We start from the raw sequence: 20,475 nt of genomic DNA on the forward strand, positions 1-20,475 counted from the left end.
GTCAATACTTTTTATATAAAATTATATTATAATATTCATTCTTAATATATAAAAAGGACAAAAGAATGAATAGAGTAGTTTTATCAAGTGTTACAGCTTTATTTTTGACAACAAATATTTTAGCTGACACAACAAAGTTAGATGAGGTTTTAGTTACAACTGCAACGAAGACTCAAAAGAGTATAGATGGTGTTAGTGCTTCTATTGTTGTTATCACAAAAGAGGATATTGAAAAAATTTCTGCAACAACACTAAAAGATATTTTAGATAAAGTTCCATCGATAAATTCACAATTTGGAAGATTCCCACATGCAAGTGCTTTATCAAAAGGGGCAATTTCTATAAGAGGTGTTGGGGCAAATGGTACTTTAATACTTCTTGATGGAAAAAGATTGAGTGGAGAAACAGAATCTCCGTATGAGATGAGTAGAATTCCAGCTTCTATGATTGATAGAATAGAAATAGTAAAAGGATCTATGAGTACACTTTATGGTTCAGATGCTATTGGAGGTGTAATCAATATTATTACAAAAAAAGATGTTAAAGATATAAATCAGACAACTCTTGATTTAAAATATGGTTCAAATGCTTATTCTCAAGCAAGAGAAAAAAATGCAAATTTTTCAACTCTAGGTAATGTAAATGGTTTAAAATATAAGGTTTATGCTTCAACTATTGACACCTCTTCATATAAAATAGATAAAAACTATATTCAAAAAGCTATAAATCCAAATACGGGAGCTGAAATTCCAGCTATGATGAATCCTCAAAGTGGGGAAAGTGGGGTTTTAGGAGTAACTTATGGTGATGATTCAACTGTAAATACTGTTGGCGTTGGAATTGAAAAAAATATTACAGATACCTTTACTTTAGGTTTTGATGTAAACTATTTTGAAGAAGATAGAGAAGGGCAATATTTAGGTTCATCTCAAGGAACAGGATTAAATGGTATGGTTTTAAATACTCCTGTTAAATCAAAAGATGATAATAAAAGAGTAGATTATTCAGTTTTTGGAAAGTATAGCTTCAATGATGATTTAAGAACATCTTTAAGATTTTATGAGTCTTACTATAAAAAAAGAAATGAAACAAGCCCTATAAATTTTGCAGGACCAGTAAATAAAAAATTTAGTGCAAATGTAAAGATAGATGATATTGAAAGTATCACGACTTATGCTTTAAATAGTTCAAATTTAATCACTTTTGGACTTGATTATAGAAAAGAGACAAGAGATAGTGCGGCAATAAACCCAAATCCACAATCGAGTGATTTTATTCAAAAAGTTATAGAGTATAAGTCAGTATATCTACAAGATGAAATAGAGTTTACAGACTCTTTAAATGCAACAATTGGTGCAAGATATGATGATATTTCAAATGCAGATGGTAAAACAACTTTCCAAGCTGGACTTGTACAAAAATTAGGTGAAAATACAAGAGTAAGAGTAAATTATGCTAGTGGATATAGAGCTCCTGATATTGCAGAACTTTATGTTGTTGCACCACTTTTTAAAGATGGGAAAAGATATGGTTCAGAAGTTATAAATAATTTTAAAACAACAGCTTATGATTTAAAAGCTGAAAAATCTGATACTTTTGAACTAGCACTTGCTAATAGCTTTAATAATTTTAACTCTGAAATTGTTTTATTTAAAACTATTGTAAAAGACAAAATCGAGTCTGTTCCTTATGGAACTGGTGGAGCAAAATATTATACTTCTGAAAATTTAGAAAAGGTAGATATAAATGGAGTTGAGGTAAATTTGGATTATAGATTTAATGATAGTTTTGATACTACATTTAATCTAACTTATCTTGATACAGAAGATAAAACTACAAGTAAAGAGCTTACATATACTCCAAATTTATCAGCTTCTTTAAATCTAAACTATCAAATATTAGATAATTTATCTTCAAATTTAAATCTTAGATATATTGGAAAGCAGTATGAAGATACTCAAAACAATAATAAAGTAGATGATTATACCTTAGTTGATTTAGGGATAAACTATGATATTAGTAAAATTTTTACTATCTATGGTGGAGTTGATAATATCTTCAATAAAGAAGTAAATGAAAATGTCGATATAAATGTAGGAACATATTATTTTGCAGGACTTAAAGCGAAATTTTAAATAAAAAAGAGGTTTAAAACTCCTCTTTTTTGTACTTCTTATAAAAAGCAAAAGTCAAAATAACACCTATAAATGCCATACAAGCTCCAACTAATGCTGGATAATTATAGCTAAGACCAAATAATAGTGGAAAACCACCAAATAAAGCTCCTAAAGAATTTGCTACATTAAAAGCAGCTTGAATAAAAGCAGCTCCTAACATTTCAGAATTTTTTGCACTTTTAACCATAACCATATTTATTGGAGTTCCAATACTCATAGCAAGAACTCCACAAATAAATGTTAAGGCTATTGATAAAATTTGATTTTCAGATAAAAAGAATACTAAAATTAGAAAAATAACCATAAGAGAAAGAAGATAAATAGCTACTTTTATAGGATTTCTTTTATCTGCTAAATATCCACCTAAGATATTTCCAACAACCATTCCAGCACCTGCAACTACCATTAAATAGGATATTTTATCAGGATCAAAATTTGATATATTTATTAAAAGTGGTGCAATGTAGCTAAACCAGGCAAAAAGCCCACCAAAACCAATAGCAACTATTGTTAATATATGCCAAGCTTTTATTGTCAAGAAAAATTCTATTTCTTCTTTAAATGTAACAGTTTTTAAAGATTTTAGTTTTGGCATATATAAATATAAAAAGAAAATTGTAAAAGCACCTAAGATAGAAACTATACCAAAAGCATATTTCCAATGAAGATGATGCCCTATATAGGTTACAATTGGTACGGCAACTAAAATGGCGACAGTCAATCCTGTAAACATTGATGCAACAGCTTGGGCTTCTTTTCCTTTTTTTGCTAGTTTTATTGCAACTATTGTTCCAACTCCAAAAAATGCTCCATGAGGAAGACCAGCAAAAAATCTTGACATAAGTAAAGTATTATAATCTGGTGTTAGTATTGCTAATGCATTAAATAGGGTAAATAAAATCATATAAACTATTAAAATATTTTTTGGCGGAAATTTGGAGCTAAGGGCTACAAGAATTGGAGCACCTACAACAACTCCAAAAGCATAGGCAGATATTAAATGCCCTGCAACTGGAATAGTTACTCCTAAATCTTTAGCAACATCCGGTAAAAGTCCCATAATGATAAATTCTGTTGTTCCAATAGCAAGTCCACCTAATGCTAAAGGAAATAGTTGTTTGGTCATAAATTGTTTACCTTTTAAATTTTTTTTGAATTCTATACAAAAAAGATTTAAAAATCATACCAAGACTCTATTTTTGAAGCAAAAAAAACAGGACACTCTATCATTGGATAATGTCCTGATTCTTCAACTTCTATTATCTCAACATTATTAAATTTTTGAAAATATTTAGCTACTTCATTTTTTGAGAAAACTGGAAAATCATATTTTCCAGTTAATATTTTTATAGGAATATTAATATCTATTTTATTATCTTCTTCAAAATTTATATTCAAATACATATTCATATAACCCAATCTTGCTTCTAAGATTGAGCAATTTAAAGCTAAATTTATACGATAATTTTTCCAAGTTTGGTTATATCTTATGCTTGATTGTTCTACAATTTCTTCTATTTTTTTGCTATCTTTTCTCATTTGAGATAGTAAATTTTCTTTTGCTTTTTGTGTACTTTTTACACCTTTGTAACTAATGGGAGTTATTAAAATAAGTTGTTTTGCTCTGTTGTCTTTTGAAGAAATATGTTGAGCTATCATAGTAGACATTGAGTGTGCAACTAAATTATAAGATTCTATTTTCAAATGTGAAATGAGATTTATTACATCTTTTACAGCTTCATCTAAATTATAAATTCCTAAAATATTTTTAGATAAACCATAACCTCTTAAATCTACAAAATAACAGCTAAAATTTTCTTTATCTAAAAAAGGAATTATGCTATCATAATTTGTACAATCACCAAATAGTTCATGAAGAAAAATAATACTTTTTTTACCAGTTCCCACTCTTTTGTAAGCTAAAATTTCCATATTAAACCTTTTTTTGTAATTTTAGTTAAAAATATATTAATAAGTTGTATTTAAAGAACTTTAGATATAATCCGAAACTTTTTTAGAAAACTTTAAATCGTTTCCTAGAATGGTAGTATCGCTTCAAAATATTTTGAAGATTACGAGAAGCATGAGTGGGGCTATAACTACTCAAACCAAATTTTATAAAGGAAAGAAATGCCTACAATTAATCAGCTTGTAAGAAATGAGCGAAAAAAAGTGATTAAAAAATCAAAATCACCAGCTTTAAAAAATTGTCCTCAAAGAAGAGGTGTGTGTACAAGAGTATATACAACAACTCCTAAAAAACCTAACTCGGCTTTAAGAAAAGTTGCAAAAGTTAGATTAACAACTGGATTTGAAGTTATTTCATATATCGGTGGAGAAGGTCACAATCTTCAAGAACACTCAATTGTTCTAGTAAGAGGGGGAAGAGTAAAAGATTTACCTGGGGTTAAATACCACATTGTAAGAGGTGCGTTAGATTCGGCTGGAGTAAATAACAGAACTGTATCTAGATCTAAATATGGTACAAAAAAAGCAAAAGCTAAAAAATAAGTAGAAGGATAGAAAATGAGAAGAAGAAAAGCTCCAGTTAGAGAAATTATGGCTGATCCTATCTACAATAGTAAAGTGATCACAAAATTTGTTAATGCAATTATGTTAGATGGTAAAAAATCTGTTGCAGAAAAAATCCTTTATGGTGCGATTGCAAACTTAGATGCAAGAGGTGAAGATAAAGGTATTGATTTGTTTGAAAAAGCAATAGAAAATGTTAAACCACTTTTAGAAGTAAGAAGTAGAAGAGTTGGTGGTGCAACTTACCAAGTTCCAGTTGAAGTAAGAGCTGTTAGAAGACAAACTTTAGCTTTAAGATGGTTAATTGATGCTTCAAGAAAAAGAAATGAAAGAACAATGGTAGAAAGATTAGCAAATGAGCTATTTGAAGCTGCAAACGAAAGAGGAGCATCTTTTAAGAAAAAAGAAGATGTACATAGAATGGCAGAAGCTAACAAAGCATTTGCACACTACAGATGGTAGGATAAAATTATGGCAAGAAAAATACCGTTAAATAGAGTTAGAAATATAGGTATTGCTGCACATATTGATGCAGGAAAAACAACAACAACTGAAAGAATTTTATTCTATACGGGAGTTTCTCATAAAATTGGAGAAGTTCACGAAGGTGCTGCTACAATGGACTGGATGGAACAAGAACAAGAAAGAGGTATTACAATTACTTCTGCTGCTACAACTTGTCATTGGACTCATCCAAAAACAAAAGAACAACTTCAAGTAAATATTATTGACACTCCAGGTCACGTTGATTTTACTATTGAAGTTGAAAGATCTATGAGAGTTCTTGATGGTGCTGTTGCTGTATTTTGTTCAGTTGGTGGAGTTCAACCACAATCTGAAACTGTTTGGAGACAAGCAAATAAGTATGGAGTTCCAAGAATTATTTATGTAAATAAAATGGATAGAACAGGTGCTAATTTCTTTAATGTTATGAATCAAGTAAAAGATAGATTAAAAGCAAATCCAGTTCCAATTCAAGTTCCAATTGGTGCAGAAGACCAATTTAGAGGAATGATTGATTTAGTAAAAATGCAAGCTTATACATATAATCTTGATGCTCAAGCTGGTGAAATGTATCAAATTGAAGAGATTCCTGCTGATTTAGTAGATACTGCTAACGAGTACAGAGAAAAATTAATTGAAGCTGCTGCTGAATCAAGTGATGAATTAATGGATAAATATCTTGGTGGTGAAGAATTAACTGAGGAAGAGGTTGTTGAAGGTCTTAAAAAAAGATGTTTAGCAATGGAAATTACGCCAATGGTATGTGGAACTTCATTTAAAAATAAAGGTGTTCAACCTTTACTTGATGCAGTTGCTATGTATTTACCATCTCCAACTGAAGTTGCTGATATCAAAGGTGAAACACAAGATGGTGAAGCTGTAATAGTTCCTTCAACTGATAAAGGTGAAGTAGCTGCTCTTGCATTTAAAATTATGACTGACCCATTTGTTGGACAATTAACATTTACAAGAATTTATAGAGGGGTTTTAGAATCTGGAACTTATGTATTAAATTCAACAAAAATGAAAAAAGAGAGAATCGGAAGATTACTTAAAATGCACGCAAACTCAAGAGAAGAGATTAAAGAACTTTATGCTGGAGAAATTGGTGCAGTTGTTGGTCTTAAAGATACAATTACTGGGGATACACTTGCAAGTGAAAAAGATCCAGTTATCTTAGAAAGAATGGATTTCCCAGAACCAGTTATTTCTGTTGCAGTTGAGCCTAAAACAAAAGCTGACCAAGAAAAAATGGGTATTGCTTTAGGAAAACTTGCAGAAGAAGATCCATCATTTAGAGTAAATACTGATGAAGAATCAGGTCAAACTATTATTTCAGGAATGGGTGAATTACACCTTGAAATTCTTGTAGATAGAATGAAAAGAGAGTTCAAAGTAGAAGCTGAAGTTGGAGCACCTCAAGTTGCATATAGAGAAACTATCAGAAATGCTGTTAAACAAGAGTATAAATATGCAAAACAATCTGGTGGTAAAGGTCAATATGGACATGTTTATTTAGAAATTAAACCAATGGCGTCAGGAAGTGAACCAACATTTAAGTTCAATAACGAAATCAAAGGTGGAGTTGTACCAAAAGAGTATATTCCAGCTGTTGAAAAAGGTTGTAATGAAGCGATGCAAGGTGGAATTTTAGCTGGATATCCAATGGTTGATATTGAAGTTACACTTTATGATGGAAGTTACCACGAAGTGGATTCTTCTGAAATGGCATTTAAACTTGCTGCTTCAATGGGATTCAAACAAGGTTGTAGAAGTGCAGCAGCAGGTGCTGTATTACTTGAACCAATGATGAAAGTAGAAATAGAAACTCCTGAAGAATATATGGGAGATGTTATTGGAGATTGTAACAAAAGAAGAGGACAAGTTAATTCTATGGATGACAGAGCGGGTATCAAACTTGTTACTGCTATGATTCCATTATCTGAATTATTTGGATATTCAACAGATTTAAGATCTATGTCACAAGGTAGAGCAACATATTCTATGTTATTTGATTCTTACCAAGAAGTTCCAAGAAATGTTTCTGAAGAAATTATGAAAAAAAGAAATGGATAATTTTTAAATTTCTTTTTACAAAAAAGGGGTGTGCTTTTGCATATCCCTTTTTTTATTGGTTTTATATGAGTAATTTACTACAATTGCAAATTGTTTATATAAAATTAATTTAGGTTATAAAATTGAGATTAGAAAAAAATTACAAAAAATTAGAAAAAATAGAGAAAATTGGAATTGTTTTAAGACCTGAAAGTCCTGAGTTAAAAGATGTATATGAAAAAATAGAAGCACTATTTTTACAAAAAAACATAGCTGTAATTTTAGAAGATAGTTCAGCTTTAATGATAGGAAAACAGGGGATAAGTTTTGATAGTTTATGTAATAGTGTCGATTTTTTAGTAAGTGTTGGTGGAGATGGAACACTTTTAGGAGTTGTACGAAGAGCTTTTAAGTATGATTTACCTGTTTTAGGAATCAATTTAGGAACTTTAGGATTTTTAACAGATTTAAGTATGGAAGAACTTCCAAAATTTATTGATGATTTATTAGTAAATGATTATAAAATTAATTCTAGAATGATAATTGAGGGTTCTATAAAAGGAAAAAAATTTATTTCTTTTAATGATGTTGTTTTATCAAGAAAAGATTTATCTACTATGCTTAAAGTTAGAGCAAAAATTGATAATAATGAATTTAATACGTATTTTGGAGATGGTTTAATAGTATCAACACCAAGTGGTTCAACAGCTTATAATCTATCTGCTGGTGGACCAATTGTTTATCCTTTAACAGAAGCTTTTATAATTACACCAATAGCTCCTCACTCATTAACTCAAAGACCAATAGTAGTACCTGCTGATTTTGAAATAGAATTTAATGTTCCAAATAATAGTGAAGCGGTGATAATAGTAGATGGGCAAGAATTTTATGATTTAAAAGAAAATGGAAGCTTAAAGATAAAAATTTCTACAAAAAAAGCAAAAATGTTGCATAAAAGTAGTAGAGACTTCTTTAAAGTTTTAAGTGAAAAATTAAGATGGGGGGAATTAAGTTGATAACGAGAGTGTATGTTAAAAATTGTTTATCTTTTCAAGAGATTGATTTAGAGTTTAATGGTGGATTAAATATTTTTACAGGACCTTCTGGAGCTGGAAAATCTATTTTGATGCAAGAGTTACTATCTTTATTTGCTTTAAATGAAGTAAAGAGTGATATTGGAGAAGTAAATTTAAATAATTCACGAATAAAAAATGAAGAATATGATATAAATTTTGAAGAAGATATTGTAATAAAAAGTATAAAAAAAGATAAAACTAGATATTTTTTGAATAATCAATCAATATCGAAAAAATCTCTTCAAAATGTATCAAACTCTTTGATTAAATATTTAAGTTTACGAGACACAAGTGATTTTAAAAGTGAAACCTTACTTGATTTCTTAGATAGATTTTCTTCTAAAAATATCAATGGATTTAAAAAAATAAAAGATAGTTTTGATACTAGCTACAAAGAATTAATTGATATTAAAAAAAGAGTGAATAAAATAAGAGAAGATGAGAAAAATCTTGAAGATTTAAAAGAATTTGCCAAATTTGAAATTCAAAAAATTGAAGAGATAAATCCAAAAAACAATGAATATGAAGAGTTGAATGGATTGAAGAAATCTTTAGCAAAAAAAGAAAAAATAGAACAAGTAGTAAAAAAAGCTAGTAATATTTTTGAATACACAAACAGTGTAAATGAGTTGCTTGAACTTATGGAAGTTGATTCATCTTTTTTTGATGAAACTATAAATGAACTAAATAATATTATAGAAAAATCAACAGATACTTTAAGTGAATTAGAGGATATTGATATTGAAGATACCTTAACAAGAATTGAAAAAATATCAGCGTTAATAAAAAGATTTGGTTCAATAGAAGAGTGCTTGGAGTATAAAAATCAAAAAATTAAAGAACTTGAAGGATACAATAATATAAGTTTTGAAAAAGAAGATTTAGAGAAAAGATATATAAAATTGGAAGAGAGTGTAATAAACTTAGCAAAAGATATATCTAAAATTAGAAAAGATAGTTTAAAAATTCTTGAAGAAAAAGTAAATGAATATTTAAAATTTTTGTATTTGAGTAGTGCAAAAATAGTTTTAAATAATAAAGAATTAGATCAATATGGAATTGATGAAGTTATTTTTCAGTTAAATGGAGTATCTTTACAAACTATTAGTTCAGGAGAATATAATAGATTGAGATTAGCACTTTTAAGTGCAATTGTAGAGTTTGATATAGGAGAAAATGGAATTTTATTTTTAGATGAAATTGATGCAAATTTAAGTGGAAAAGAAAGTGATGCTATATCAAAAGTTTTAATAAAATTAAGTTCAAACTATCAAATATTTGCAATTTCTCATCAAATTCAATTAACTGCAAGTGCAAATCAACATTTTTTAGTGGATAAAAAAGATGGTATTTCAAAAGTAAAACTTTTAAATGATAATGAAAAAATAGAAGAGATAGCAAGAATGATAAGTGGCGAAAATGTAACTGTTGAAGCTATAGAGTTTGCAAAAAATTTGATAAAATAATAAATAGATATAATATTTATATTTTAAATGGTACAATTGAAACATTCTATTTTGGAGAGAGAAGAATGCTAAGAAATTTGTCTATAAAATTAAAAATATTGATTTTATCTGTAGTAACAATTATGTTTATATCGATTGCCGTTGCTATAGATTCAATTTATTCTATTAAAAGTTTTTCAGATGAAGGTATCACTAAATATAAAGAAGAAGCTTACCTAAAAAAAGAACAAGAACTGAAGAACTATGTGTCTTTGGCTATGAAAACAGTTGAAGCATATTATGAAAGAACTTCTATAGAAAAAGTTAAACTTGAATTAGAAAGTGAACTACAAAAACAAACAGAATTTTTATTTTCTATTTTAGAAGCAGAGTATGAAAAATATAAAAATACTTTATCAAATGAAGCATTACAAGATAGGTTAAAAAGTATTGTAAATGCTACAAGATATTCATCTACAGGATATTTTTGGATAAATGACTTTGATGCAGTCGTTGTAGTACATCCTATAAATCCATCACTTAATAATAAAAATATGTATGACTACAAAGATCCAAAAGGGAAGCAAATTTTTAAAGAGTTTGCACAAATTGCAAAAAGTGATAAAGAGGGATTTATTGATTATGTTTGGCCAAAACCAGGATTTGATACTCCTCAATTAAAGGTATCTTTTGTAAAATTATTTAAACCATATAATTGGGTTATTGGAACGGGTGAATATGTTGAAAATGCAACAGCAAGAATTCAAATGGAAGCTTTAAAAACTATTTCAGAAATGAGATATGCAAATAATGAATATTTTTGGATAAATGATTCATTTCCCAAAATGATTATGCATCCTATTAACTCAAAATTAAATGGAACAGATTTAAGCACTTATTCAGACCCTTATGGCGCAAAATTGTTTATTGAAATGTCAAAAGTTACAAATTCTAAAAAAGAAGGTGGATTGGTAAAATATTATTGGGATAAACCAAATTTACCAAATGATCCAAAAGCGAAATTTTCTTATGTTCAAAAGTTCGAACCTTGGGATTGGATTATTGGAACAGGGGCTTATGTTGATGATATTGAAGCAGAAGTTGCTTTGATGGAAGAGAATACTAATGATAAGATAAATAGTATAATTTTTAGCATTTTAGGTTTTGCAATTATTATAATATTAGTTGCAGTTCTAATTTATAACTATTTTGTAAATCAAGCCATTATTAGACCTTTAGATGAACTGGATATGGCTATTAATGATATTAATAGTGGAAAAGGTGAAACTGATAGAATTAACAAAAAATCTAATGATGAAATAGGAAAAGTGGTAGATAGTTTTAATGCTTACATCTCTAAGCTAAAAGAAGCTTATATAGAAGATGGGAAAGTTATTGAAAATGTTGATGAAGTGATAGACAAAATTTCGCAAGGTTTTTATGTATACAAAATTGAAAAAACATCTTCAAATCCACAAATTCAAAGGTTAAGAGATTCTATTAATCAAATGATTGAAAGAACAAATGATAATCTAGTAAGTTTAAACAATGTTCTAATAGAGTATGGAAACTCAAATTTTGCTGCAATTGATTCAAAAATGGACATATCAAAAGTAAATGGGGTAATGTCATCATTAGTTGCAAGTACACAACTAATTGGTTCAACTGTTTCTGAATTTTTGTCAATGATTGTAGCAACTGGTAAAAAATTAAATAGTGATACAGGTGTTTTATCTGATAGTGCTAAAAAATTATCAACTTCTGCAAATGAACAAGCTTCTTCTTTAGAGCAAACTGCAGCTGCGGTTGAAGAGATAACAGCTATTATTAAGCAAAGTGTTCAAAAAACTTCTCAAATGTCTATTTTAGCTCTTGAACTTCAAAAATCTTCAAAAGATGGAGAAACACTTGCTTCAAAAACAAATCAAGCGATGGATCAGATAAATAATGAAGTAAGTTCTATTAATGAAGCTATTGAAGTTATTGATCAAATTGCATTTCAAACAAACATTCTTTCACTAAATGCCGCAGTAGAAGCTGCAACTGCTGGAGAAGCTGGTAAAGGATTTGCAGTTGTTGCACAAGAAGTAAGAAATCTTGCAAATAGAAGTGCTGAGGCAGCAAGAGAGATTAAAAATATTGTAGAAAAAGCAACAGCAAAGGCTAATGAAGGTAAAGATATTGCAAATCGAATGAAAGAAGGTTATACAATATTAAATAAAAATATTAATGACACTATTGTATTAATTGAAGATGTTTCAAAAGGTAGTAAAGAAGAAGAGATTGGAATTTTACAAATCAATGATACGATAAATGTTTTAGATAGTGTAACTCAAGTAAATGCTAACTCGTCAAATATTATTAGTTCATTAGCTTTAGAAGCTGCAAATTTATCTAATAATCTTCTAACAATAGCTGATAGGGCTAAATTTAAACAAATAGATGCAAAAGAGATAGAAGACATCGATTTGGTATTTAAAGTTTCAAAATTAAAAAATGATCATATAAGATTTAAACTTGTAAATTTTAATAAAATTGGACAAACAAAAACTGCTTGGAATATAACAAAACCAACAGATTGTGATCTAGGAAGATGGATAATAGAACAAGAAAAACAAGGTATTAGTTTTACAAAAGCACAAAATTGGAAGAAACTAAAAGAGTACCATGAAAGTGTTCATAATAGTGTTCAAGAGTATATAAATGAAGATTGTAAAGATATTTCTGATAGAGATATCTTACAAAACTTATCACAACAAGTAGATATTTCAATGTTTGAGGTGTTTAAATGTTTAGATCAACTAAAAAAAGACAATATTGTTAAAGCTTCAAATGAAATAAAAAAAGATGTTAAATTTGAAAATACTTCTCTAATAGAACAAAAAGTTAGTAATAAAGAATCTCAAAAGAAGTTTATCTCTAGCAATACTGATGATGAGTGGGAGAGCTTCTAAAGGCTCTTTATCTCATTTTTAATAAAACTTCAATACAAATATTTATCAAAAAATAGATATAATCTCGGCTTAATTAAATAATATAATGTATGTAATCAAAGGAAATTTATGAGTAATAAAAAAGTAGAGTTACTATCACCTGCTGGAAATTTAGAAAAATTAAAAATAGCTATTAAATATGGTGCAGATGCAGTTTACGCAGGAGTTAGTCACTTTAGTTTAAGAATAAGAGCAGGAAAAGAGTTTACGTTTGAAACTTTTAAAGAAGGAATAGATTATGCTCATGAAAGAGGAAAAAAAGTATATGCTACAATTAATGGTTTTCCTTTTAATTCACAAATAGAATTATTAAAAAAACATATTGCTACAATGGCTGCACTTAAGCCAGATGCTTTTATTGTTGCAGCTCCTGGAGTTGTTCGATTGTGTAGAGAAATTGCTCCTCAAATTGATATTCATTTATCAACTCAAGCAAATGTTTTAAATTATCTTGATGCACAAGTTTTTTGGGATATGGGTGTAAAAAGAATAGTTGTTGCAAGAGAGATATCATTAAAAGATGTAATGGAAATAAAAAAACACTTACCTGATATGGAAATAGAGATTTTTGTACATGGTTCTATGTGTTTTGCTTATAGTGGAAGATGTTTAGTTAGTGCTGTTCAAATGGGAAGAGTACCAAATAGAGGAAGCTGTGCAAATGACTGTAGATTTCAATATACTTTATATGCTGCAAATGAAGATCATAATACTTTGTTTAGGTTAGAAGAAGAACCAGGTGTTGGAACATACATTTTTAATTCAAAAGATATGAATTTAGCTTCACATATAAAAGAAATATTAGATAGTGGTGCAGTTGATAGTTTAAAGATTGAAGGAAGAACAAAATCTCCATATTATGCAGCCGTTACAGCAAAAGCATATAGAGAAGCTATTGATGATTATGATGCTGGAAAATTTGAACCAGAGAAATATCAAAAAGAGCTTCATACAACAAAAAATAGAGGATTTACTGATGCATATTTGATTCATCGTCCTTTTGAGAAAACAGATTCACAAAATCATCTATATGCTTTAAGTAAAGGTTCGTTTGAAGTTACTGGACTTGTAACTGAAGATGAAGAACATTTTTTGTGTAAGTATAAAGTTTATCCAAATGAAGATATAGAAATTTTTACTCCAAAAGGTGAAGAACTTTTGGAATGTGATAATGAAATAGGGAAAATTTTTAAAAAATATGATGGTTTGTATTATATAAATTTTAAAAAGATTTTAACAGAAACGAATAAAGAATTAGAATCTGTTCATAGTGGAAATGTAAATAAAATAAAACTTCCTTCAAAATTACCATATTTAACTATGTTTAGAGTTGAAAATATTGATGAAATAGTGGAATAAATATTTTACAATATGATTTTTTTTAGAGTTACAAATAATATAAATATAAAAATAACAGATGGAACAGTTATAAAGTATAATAGATTTAAAGCTCCCGTTGGAGTTGAGAATGAAACAGTTTATATTACAACATATGATGATTTTTTAGATTTTAAAGATATTTTGGCAAAAGTTGATAAAAATAAATATATTGCAAAAACTATAAATGAAAATTCAGTTAAAGAAAACCCAAGATTTCCAGTTGAATTGGGAATTTTAAATATTCAAGAATTTGAAAATAGAACAAAGTTTGATAATATAGATTTTTTTGACATAAAAGAGCAAAATTTATTTCATCAACTAAAGAGCTTTCATAAAAATAGTATTCGTATCGCAGTGATTGGAAGTTTAGGAAATAGTATAAGTGATATGATATCTTCTATGGCAGCTTTGAGAATATTTTATAATAAATTAAGTGAAATCTATTCAAATGTAAAATTAGACATATATATAAAAGCTTCGAATAATAGTTATTATAAAAGAGATAAAGATATTTATTCTACGCAAGAATATATAAATGAAATTTTGCCATTGAGTATTGATAGTAAAAAGATTTGCGAATATGACTATTATGTTGATAATAGTGTTGATATTAGTAAAATATTAAATTTAAATATTGTTGATAGCTGGTTATTGAAATTTGGAATTGATTATAGAAAAGTTTCAGATTTAGAGAAATTTTCAACATTAAAAATAGATAATTTTGAATTAACAAAAGGATTAAGTAATAAGTTACTTGAAGCGAAAAAGAGAGGAAAACTTCTTTTATATCATCCATATAGTGCTACTATAAATAAATCAATTCCACAAACTTTCGCTATAGATATTTTAAAATCTTTAATTGAAAAATTAGACGATTATACTATTGTTACAACTTTAAATGTTGATCCAAAAATAAAAAACGATAATCTTCTTGATTTATCTAATTTTTCTAAAACAATAGAAGATTTTATTTTTATAGTATCTTCAATGGATAAAATAATTACTGCAAATACATCAGCATTGCACATAAGTGATACATTTATGATACCTACAGTTTGTATAATTACTAGTGAAGAGTATGAAACTATTTTAAAATATTATAAATATGTTAAACCTCTTTTTGTAAAAAATAGTTCAAAAAATTTATCAAAATTTATATATGAAAATGATTTATTAACAATAAATAAATTTGATGAATGGAAAAAGCTTAAAGTAGATAAGATTATAAATTTATTAGAAACTTTTTGATATAATCTTGGAATTTTTAAAAAATAAAAAGGTGAAAAATGAAATTTGTATCAATTATAATGGGTAGTAAATCTGATTATGAAATTATGAAAAACTGTGCTGATACTTTTGAACAGTTTAATGTAAAATATGAGTTAATTATATCTTCAGCTCATAGAAGTCCTGAAAGAACAAAAGAATATGTAAAAGATGCTGAAGAAAAAGGTGCAGTAGCCTTTATCGCAGCTGCTGGAATGGCTGCACACCTTGCTGGAGCATTAGCTGCAACAACAACAAAACCAATTATTGGTGTGCCTATGAAAGGTGGAGCAATGGATGGTATGGATGCTATGCTTTCAACTGTTCAAATGCCAGCAGGAATGCCTGTTGCTACTGTTGCATTGGGAAAAGCAGGAGCTATTAATGCTGCTTATTTGGCTATGCAAATTTTAGCAATTAGTGATAAAGATTTAGCTGTTAAATTAAAAGAAGATAGAATGGTTAAAGCTAAAGCTGTTGAAAGTGATTCAAAAGATATAGAAGTATTATTGTAATGAAACCTATTGCACTATTTACTTTACCAAATTGTAAATGGTGCAAAGATACGATTATCTACTTAAAAAGTAAAAAACTAAAATTTAATCAAATAGATTTAACAAAAAATAAAGATGCTTTAAAAGATTGTCAAAAAAGATGTTCTGGTGCCCCTATTATTTTAATAGGAAATACTTGGATTTGTGGATTTGACAAAGAAAAAATAAATAAAGAGTTAGGAATTAAATAGATGGTTACATTTTCACAGATGCTATTAAAACTACAAGAATTTTGGGCAAAGGAAGGGTGTAATATTGTACAACCTTATGATATTCCTGCTGGAGCTGGAACATTTCATCCAGCAACACTTTTAAGAAGTTTGGATAGTACTCCTTGGAGTACAGCCTATGTAGCCCCTTCAAGAAGACCAACAGATGGGAGATATGGAGAAAATCCAAATAGATTGGGAGCATATTATCAATTTCAAGTTTTGATAAAACCAAGTCCAGATAATATTCAAGATTTATACTTAAAATCTTTAGAATTTTTAGGATTAGATTTGAGTAGACATGATATCAGATTTGTTGAAGACAATTGGGAATCTCCAACTTTAGGTGCATGGGGACTTGGTTGGGAAGTTTGGCTTGATGGTATGGAAGTTACTCAGTTTACATATTTTCAGCAAGTAGGTGGTTTAGCTTGTGACCCAGTTGCTGTTGAAATAACTTATGGAACAGAAAGATTAGCTATGTATTTACAAGGAGTAGACAGTGTTTTTGATATAGTTTGGAATGAAAATAAACATGGAAAAACTACTTATGCAGATGTTCATAAAGAAGCAGAATATCAGTTTTCTAAGTATAATTTTGAAGTAGCAAATACTTCTATGTTATTTAAACATTTTGAAGATGCTTTTAATGAGTGTAAAGCTTGTTTAGAAGCTAATTTACCACTACCAGCTTATGACCAATGTATGTTAGCAAGTCATACGTTTAATACTTTAGATGCAAGAAAAGCTATAAGTGTAACTGAAAGACAAAACTATATTTTAAAAGTGAGAGAACTTGCACAAGCTTGTGCAGTTATGTACAAAGAGCAAGAACAAGATAGATTAAAAAGAGTTGGAAGATAGTGAAAATAAAAGATATATATGAATTTTTAAACTCAATTTCTCCTTTTGAATTACAGGAAAAATGGGATAATTCTGGACTTCTTGTAGGAAGTTTTGAAGATGAATTCGAAAATTTATATATTAGTATGGATTTAGATTTAACTTTAGTTCAAACTTTAAAGCCAAACTCTTTAGTAATTACTCATCATCCACTAATTTTTAGTGGATTAAAAAGAATAAATTATGACACATATAGTACAAAGATTTTAAAAGAGCTTATAAAAAAAAATATATCTTTAATATCAATGCATACAAATATAGATAAAACACACTTAAATAGATTTGTAGTTGAAGATATTTTGGAATTTAAAATAGTAAATCAAAATGAATTTATTGCAAATTGTGAAGTAAATATGAGTTTTGAAAATCTTTTAAAACACCTAAATAAAAAGTTAAATTTGAAAAATATAAAGTTTGTAAAAACAAAAGATTATATAAAAAATATAGCTATTTGTACAGGTTCAGCTATGAGTTTAATAGATGAAGTGAAAGCAGATTGTTTTATAACAGGTGATATAAAATATCACGATGCAATGGAAGCAAAAGCAAGAGATTTGTCATTAATTGATATTCGACACTATGAGAGTGAAAATAGTTTTAATCTACTATTGGAATATCTTTTAGATGAATATTTGAAAAAAAATAAATTAAAAGCTATAATAACAGCTTCAAAAAATCCATTTGAGTTTTTTATAGAAGGAGAAAACATTGAATAAGTATTTACAGGATTTAATAACTTTATCAAAATATGATACAAGTATTAGTCAATTTGATCCAAAGATTGAAAATCAAAAGTCAAAATTAGCAGTTTTTGTAGAAACAGCAGAAGCATTAAAAAGTTCTATAAACTCTATTTATTTAGAAATAGATGAGTTAAAATCAAAAAGAACTAAAAACAATATTCATCTTGCAGAATTAAAAACAAAGTTAGATAGTATTGCAAAAAAGAATAAAGATGTAACAAATGAAAAAGAGTTAAAAGCTCTACAACTTGAAGAAGATATAGCAAAAGAGCAGGTTTCTTTTGCAAATGAAGAGATAGAAAGACTTGATAAATTAACTGTGGCAAAAGAAGATACTTTAAAAGAACTTCAAGAGAAATTAAAAGTTGAAGAAGAAGATATTAAGGAGATTAAAGTTGCAGTTGATCAAGAAATTGAATCTATAAATGAAGAAAGAAATGTTGTTTATGCACAAAGAAATGAACTTTTAGGACAATTTGATAAAAAAATTCTAACTTTCTATGAAAAAATTAAAAGATGGGCTAAAGATACAGCAGTTGTTCCTGTAAAAAAACAGGCTTGTTATGGGTGCTTTATGAAAATAAATGACAAAACTTATGCAGAGGTTATAAAAGGTGAAGAGATTGTAAACTGTCTTCATTGTGGAAGAATCCTTTATAAAGGTGAAGAAGAAACTATTTCACAAGAGGCTTAATTTGAGCCTCTTTAGTATATTTTACAATTTTATTTTAATAGTTGTTTATATACTGTTTATTCCATTTTTACTTTATAAAACAAAAACAAATAAGTACAAACAAGCAATCCCCGCAAAATTTTTTTTAAGAAATAATCCAAAATTTGATAAATCTGGTGTTTGGTTTCACTGTTGTTCTATGGGGGAAGTAAGAGCGATTAAGCCACTTATTCAAAGATATAAAAATGAGTCAAATGTAACTGTTATTACAAATACAGGATTTTCAGAAGCTAAGAATCTCTTAGATAGTGTAAGGTATCTTCCTTTTGAGATTTTTTTACCATTTTGGATTACAAAACAAAAAGTTTTAGTTGTTATGGAAGCTGAACTTTGGTATATGCTTTTTTTAGTTGCAAAAAGAAAAAGTGCTAAAACGATTTTAATAAATGCTAGAATTTCTGATAAATCATATAAATCATATAAAAGATTTAGTTTTTTTTATAAGAAAATATTTAATAATATTGATAAAGTTTTTGCACAAAGTGATATTGATAAAAAAAGACTTGAAGAGTTAGGTGCAAAAAATATTGAAATTATTGGAAATATAAAATTAGCTCAACTTCCACAAAAAAATATTGATTTATCAAAGCCAAAAGAAGTTCTAATAACTGCTGGAAGTACACATGAAAATGAAGAAGAATTAATATTAAATTCATATAAAAAAGATTTTGGTAGATTAGTCATTGTTCCAAGACATCCAGAAAGATTTGAAAAAGTTGATTTTTTGATTAAAAATTTTATAAAAGATAAAGATTTAACATATCATAGATTTAGTAGTAAAGAAGATTTTACAAGTGATATTGTTTTAGTTGATAAAATGGGTATTTTAAATGACATTTATGCGATAAGTGATGTCACTATTTTAGGTGGGGCATTTGAAAGAATTGGTGGACACAATCCCATAGAACCAGCATATTTTGGAAATATAATAATAAGTGGAAAAAATATTTTTAATCAAAAATCACTTTTTGATTGTATAAAAAATTACTATTTAGTTGAAAATAGTGAAATAGGAAATTATTTAGAGAATTTAAAAACTTTAAAAAAACCAGAGCTTACTAAAGCTGGATCTTTTGATCCAATAATTAAGGAGATAGATAAATGGCTGTAATGTATGATAAAGCTTATAAGCTTTTAGCACAACAAGAAAAAATTTCAAATTCAAAAGCGAAAGAGTTAATTGATAGAGGTTTAGTTAAAGTTGGTGATAAAAAAGTTTTAATAGCACGTGGTGAAATAAAAACTGATACAAAATTTAGTGTAAAAGAAGTGGCAAAAACTAAAGTTATTTTTGAAGATGAAAATATTTTGGTTGTTGATAAACCAGCTTTTATAACAGCAGATGAAATAGCAAAAACATTTGACAAGGCTATACTTTTAAATAGGCTTGATAAAGAAACAAGTGGTGTTATGATGTTTGCAAAAAATGAAGAATTCCAAAAAAAAGCTATTAAAGAGTTTGCACAAAATAGAGTTTATAAAGAGTATGTTGCTATTGTTGAAGGAAAAGTTGTAGAAGAAATAGAAATTGATAAACCAATTTTGACAACAAAAGATAGAGGAATGGCAAAATCTAAAATTGATAAACATGGAAAAAGTGCAAAAACAACTGTTTATCCAATGCTTGTTGAAGGAAATAAATCAAAAATAAAATTAGTAATAGAAAGTGGAAGAACTCATCAAATTAGAGTACATTTAAGTTCTGTTGGATTACCGATTATTGGTGATGCAATATACGGAAGAACGGCATCAAATGTAAATAGAGTTTTACTTCACTCAAAAATTACAAAGATTTTTGACTATACTTTTGAAGCACGAGAACCAAAAGAGTTCAAAGTGTATGATTTTAATTAATTCTTAAGATTATAAAATACATAAATCCCATAATGAAGGGATTTTGTAAAA

Annotated in this window: 18 protein-coding genes; 16 read left to right on the forward strand and 2 right to left on the reverse strand. The window is 27.8% G+C overall.

The features are described from left to right. Nucleotides 1-65: 65 nt before the first annotated feature. Nucleotides 66-2,135 (forward strand): TonB-dependent receptor plug domain-containing protein, encoded by a 2,070-nt coding sequence (locus CRU91_RS01945; RefSeq protein WP_113892857.1) that lies wholly within the window; start codon nt 66-68, stop codon nt 2,133-2,135. Between the two features lie 13 nt (nt 2,136-2,148). Here CRU91_RS01945 and CRU91_RS01950 read toward each other — a convergent pair whose 3' ends face one another. Together CRU91_RS01950 and CRU91_RS01955 are read right to left on the reverse strand one after the other, a co-directional pair. Beyond that, on the reverse strand, nt 2,149-3,303 hold the full coding sequence (locus CRU91_RS01950) for an MFS transporter (RefSeq protein WP_113892859.1): 1,155 nt from the start codon (nt 3,301-3,303) through the stop codon (nt 2,149-2,151). A 47-nt stretch (nt 3,304-3,350) separates the two neighbouring features. Continuing rightward, on the reverse strand, nt 3,351-4,109 hold the full coding sequence (locus CRU91_RS01955) for an alpha/beta fold hydrolase (protein WP_113892861.1): 759 nt from the start codon (nt 4,107-4,109) through the stop codon (nt 3,351-3,353). A 198-nt stretch (nt 4,110-4,307) separates the two neighbouring features. On the opposite strand from CRU91_RS01955, the gene rpsL reads away from it, so the two are divergent. The 15 genes from rpsL to CRU91_RS02030 all read left to right on the forward strand — a co-directional run bounded on the left by rpsL (nt 4,308) and on the right by CRU91_RS02030 (nt 20,424). Then, nucleotides 4,308-4,688: a 30S ribosomal protein S12 gene (rpsL, locus tag CRU91_RS01960; RefSeq protein WP_113892863.1), complete on the forward strand. Its 381-nt coding sequence runs from the start codon at nt 4,308-4,310 to the stop codon at nt 4,686-4,688. 15 nt (nt 4,689-4,703) lie between these two features. Further along, nucleotides 4,704-5,171, forward strand: a complete 468-nt coding sequence (gene rpsG / locus CRU91_RS01965; protein WP_113892865.1) for a 30S ribosomal protein S7 — start codon at nt 4,704-4,706, stop codon at nt 5,169-5,171. Nucleotides 5,172-5,180: 9 nt separating this feature from the next. Next, nucleotides 5,181-7,289 carry an elongation factor G gene (fusA, locus tag CRU91_RS01970; RefSeq protein ID WP_113892867.1) on the forward strand — a complete coding sequence of 703 codons (2,109 nt, stop codon included), beginning with the start codon at nt 5,181-5,183 and terminating at the stop codon, nt 7,287-7,289. Nucleotides 7,290-7,411: 122 nt separating this feature from the next. Then, on the forward strand, nt 7,412-8,284 hold the full coding sequence (locus CRU91_RS01975) for an NAD(+)/NADH kinase (RefSeq protein ID WP_113892869.1): 873 nt from the start codon (nt 7,412-7,414) through the stop codon (nt 8,282-8,284). Then, nucleotides 8,281-9,810 (forward strand): AAA family ATPase, encoded by a 1,530-nt coding sequence (locus CRU91_RS01980; RefSeq protein ID WP_113892871.1) that lies wholly within the window; start codon nt 8,281-8,283, stop codon nt 9,808-9,810. The genes CRU91_RS01975 and CRU91_RS01980 overlap by 4 nt, the downstream gene beginning before the upstream one ends. A 65-nt stretch (nt 9,811-9,875) precedes the next feature. Further along, nucleotides 9,876-12,743: a cache domain-containing protein gene (locus CRU91_RS01985; protein ID WP_113892873.1), complete on the forward strand. Its 2,868-nt coding sequence runs from the start codon at nt 9,876-9,878 to the stop codon at nt 12,741-12,743. A gap of 108 nt (nt 12,744-12,851) precedes the next feature. Continuing rightward, nucleotides 12,852-14,141 carry a peptidase U32 family protein gene (locus tag CRU91_RS01990; RefSeq protein ID WP_113892875.1) on the forward strand — a complete coding sequence of 430 codons (1,290 nt, stop codon included), beginning with the start codon at nt 12,852-12,854 and terminating at the stop codon, nt 14,139-14,141. Nucleotides 14,142-14,153: 12 nt separating this feature from the next. Next, nucleotides 14,154-15,410 carry a hypothetical protein gene (locus tag CRU91_RS01995; protein WP_113892877.1) on the forward strand — a complete coding sequence of 419 codons (1,257 nt, stop codon included), beginning with the start codon at nt 14,154-14,156 and terminating at the stop codon, nt 15,408-15,410. Between the two features lie 38 nt (nt 15,411-15,448). Beyond that, nucleotides 15,449-15,943, forward strand: coding sequence for a 5-(carboxyamino)imidazole ribonucleotide mutase (gene purE / locus CRU91_RS02000; RefSeq protein ID WP_113892879.1), 495 nt, complete (start codon nt 15,449-15,451; stop codon nt 15,941-15,943). Continuing rightward, the gene (locus tag CRU91_RS02005; protein WP_113892881.1) at nt 15,943-16,173 is read left to right on the forward strand and encodes a glutaredoxin domain-containing protein; all 231 of its coding nucleotides are present in this window, start codon (nt 15,943-15,945) and stop codon (nt 16,171-16,173) included. Before purE ends, CRU91_RS02005 begins: the two co-directional genes overlap by 1 nt. Then, entirely contained in the window at nt 16,174-17,055 is an 882-nt protein-coding gene (gene glyQ, locus CRU91_RS02010) for a glycine--tRNA ligase subunit alpha (protein ID WP_113892883.1), read from the forward strand. It abuts the gene before it with no gap. After that, entirely contained in the window at nt 17,055-17,810 is a 756-nt protein-coding gene (locus tag CRU91_RS02015; RefSeq protein WP_113892885.1) for a Nif3-like dinuclear metal center hexameric protein, read from the forward strand. The genes glyQ and CRU91_RS02015 overlap by 1 nt, the downstream gene beginning before the upstream one ends. Next, nucleotides 17,803-18,531 carry a zinc ribbon domain-containing protein gene (locus CRU91_RS02020; protein ID WP_113892887.1) on the forward strand — a complete coding sequence of 243 codons (729 nt, stop codon included), beginning with the start codon at nt 17,803-17,805 and terminating at the stop codon, nt 18,529-18,531. Before CRU91_RS02015 ends, CRU91_RS02020 begins: the two co-directional genes overlap by 8 nt. A gap of 1 nt (nt 18,532) precedes the next feature. Continuing rightward, nucleotides 18,533-19,681: a lipid IV(A) 3-deoxy-D-manno-octulosonic acid transferase gene (gene waaA, locus CRU91_RS02025; protein WP_113892889.1), complete on the forward strand. Its 1,149-nt coding sequence runs from the start codon at nt 18,533-18,535 to the stop codon at nt 19,679-19,681. Further along, nucleotides 19,672-20,424, forward strand: coding sequence for a pseudouridine synthase family protein (locus CRU91_RS02030; protein ID WP_113892891.1), 753 nt, complete (start codon nt 19,672-19,674; stop codon nt 20,422-20,424). The genes waaA and CRU91_RS02030 overlap by 10 nt, the downstream gene beginning before the upstream one ends. Nucleotides 20,425-20,475 lie beyond the last annotated feature (51 nt).

This window comes from Aliarcobacter vitoriensis, assembly GCF_003316695.1.
In the GTDB taxonomy this organism is placed as follows: Bacteria; Campylobacterota; Campylobacteria; order Campylobacterales; family Arcobacteraceae; genus Aliarcobacter; species Aliarcobacter vitoriensis.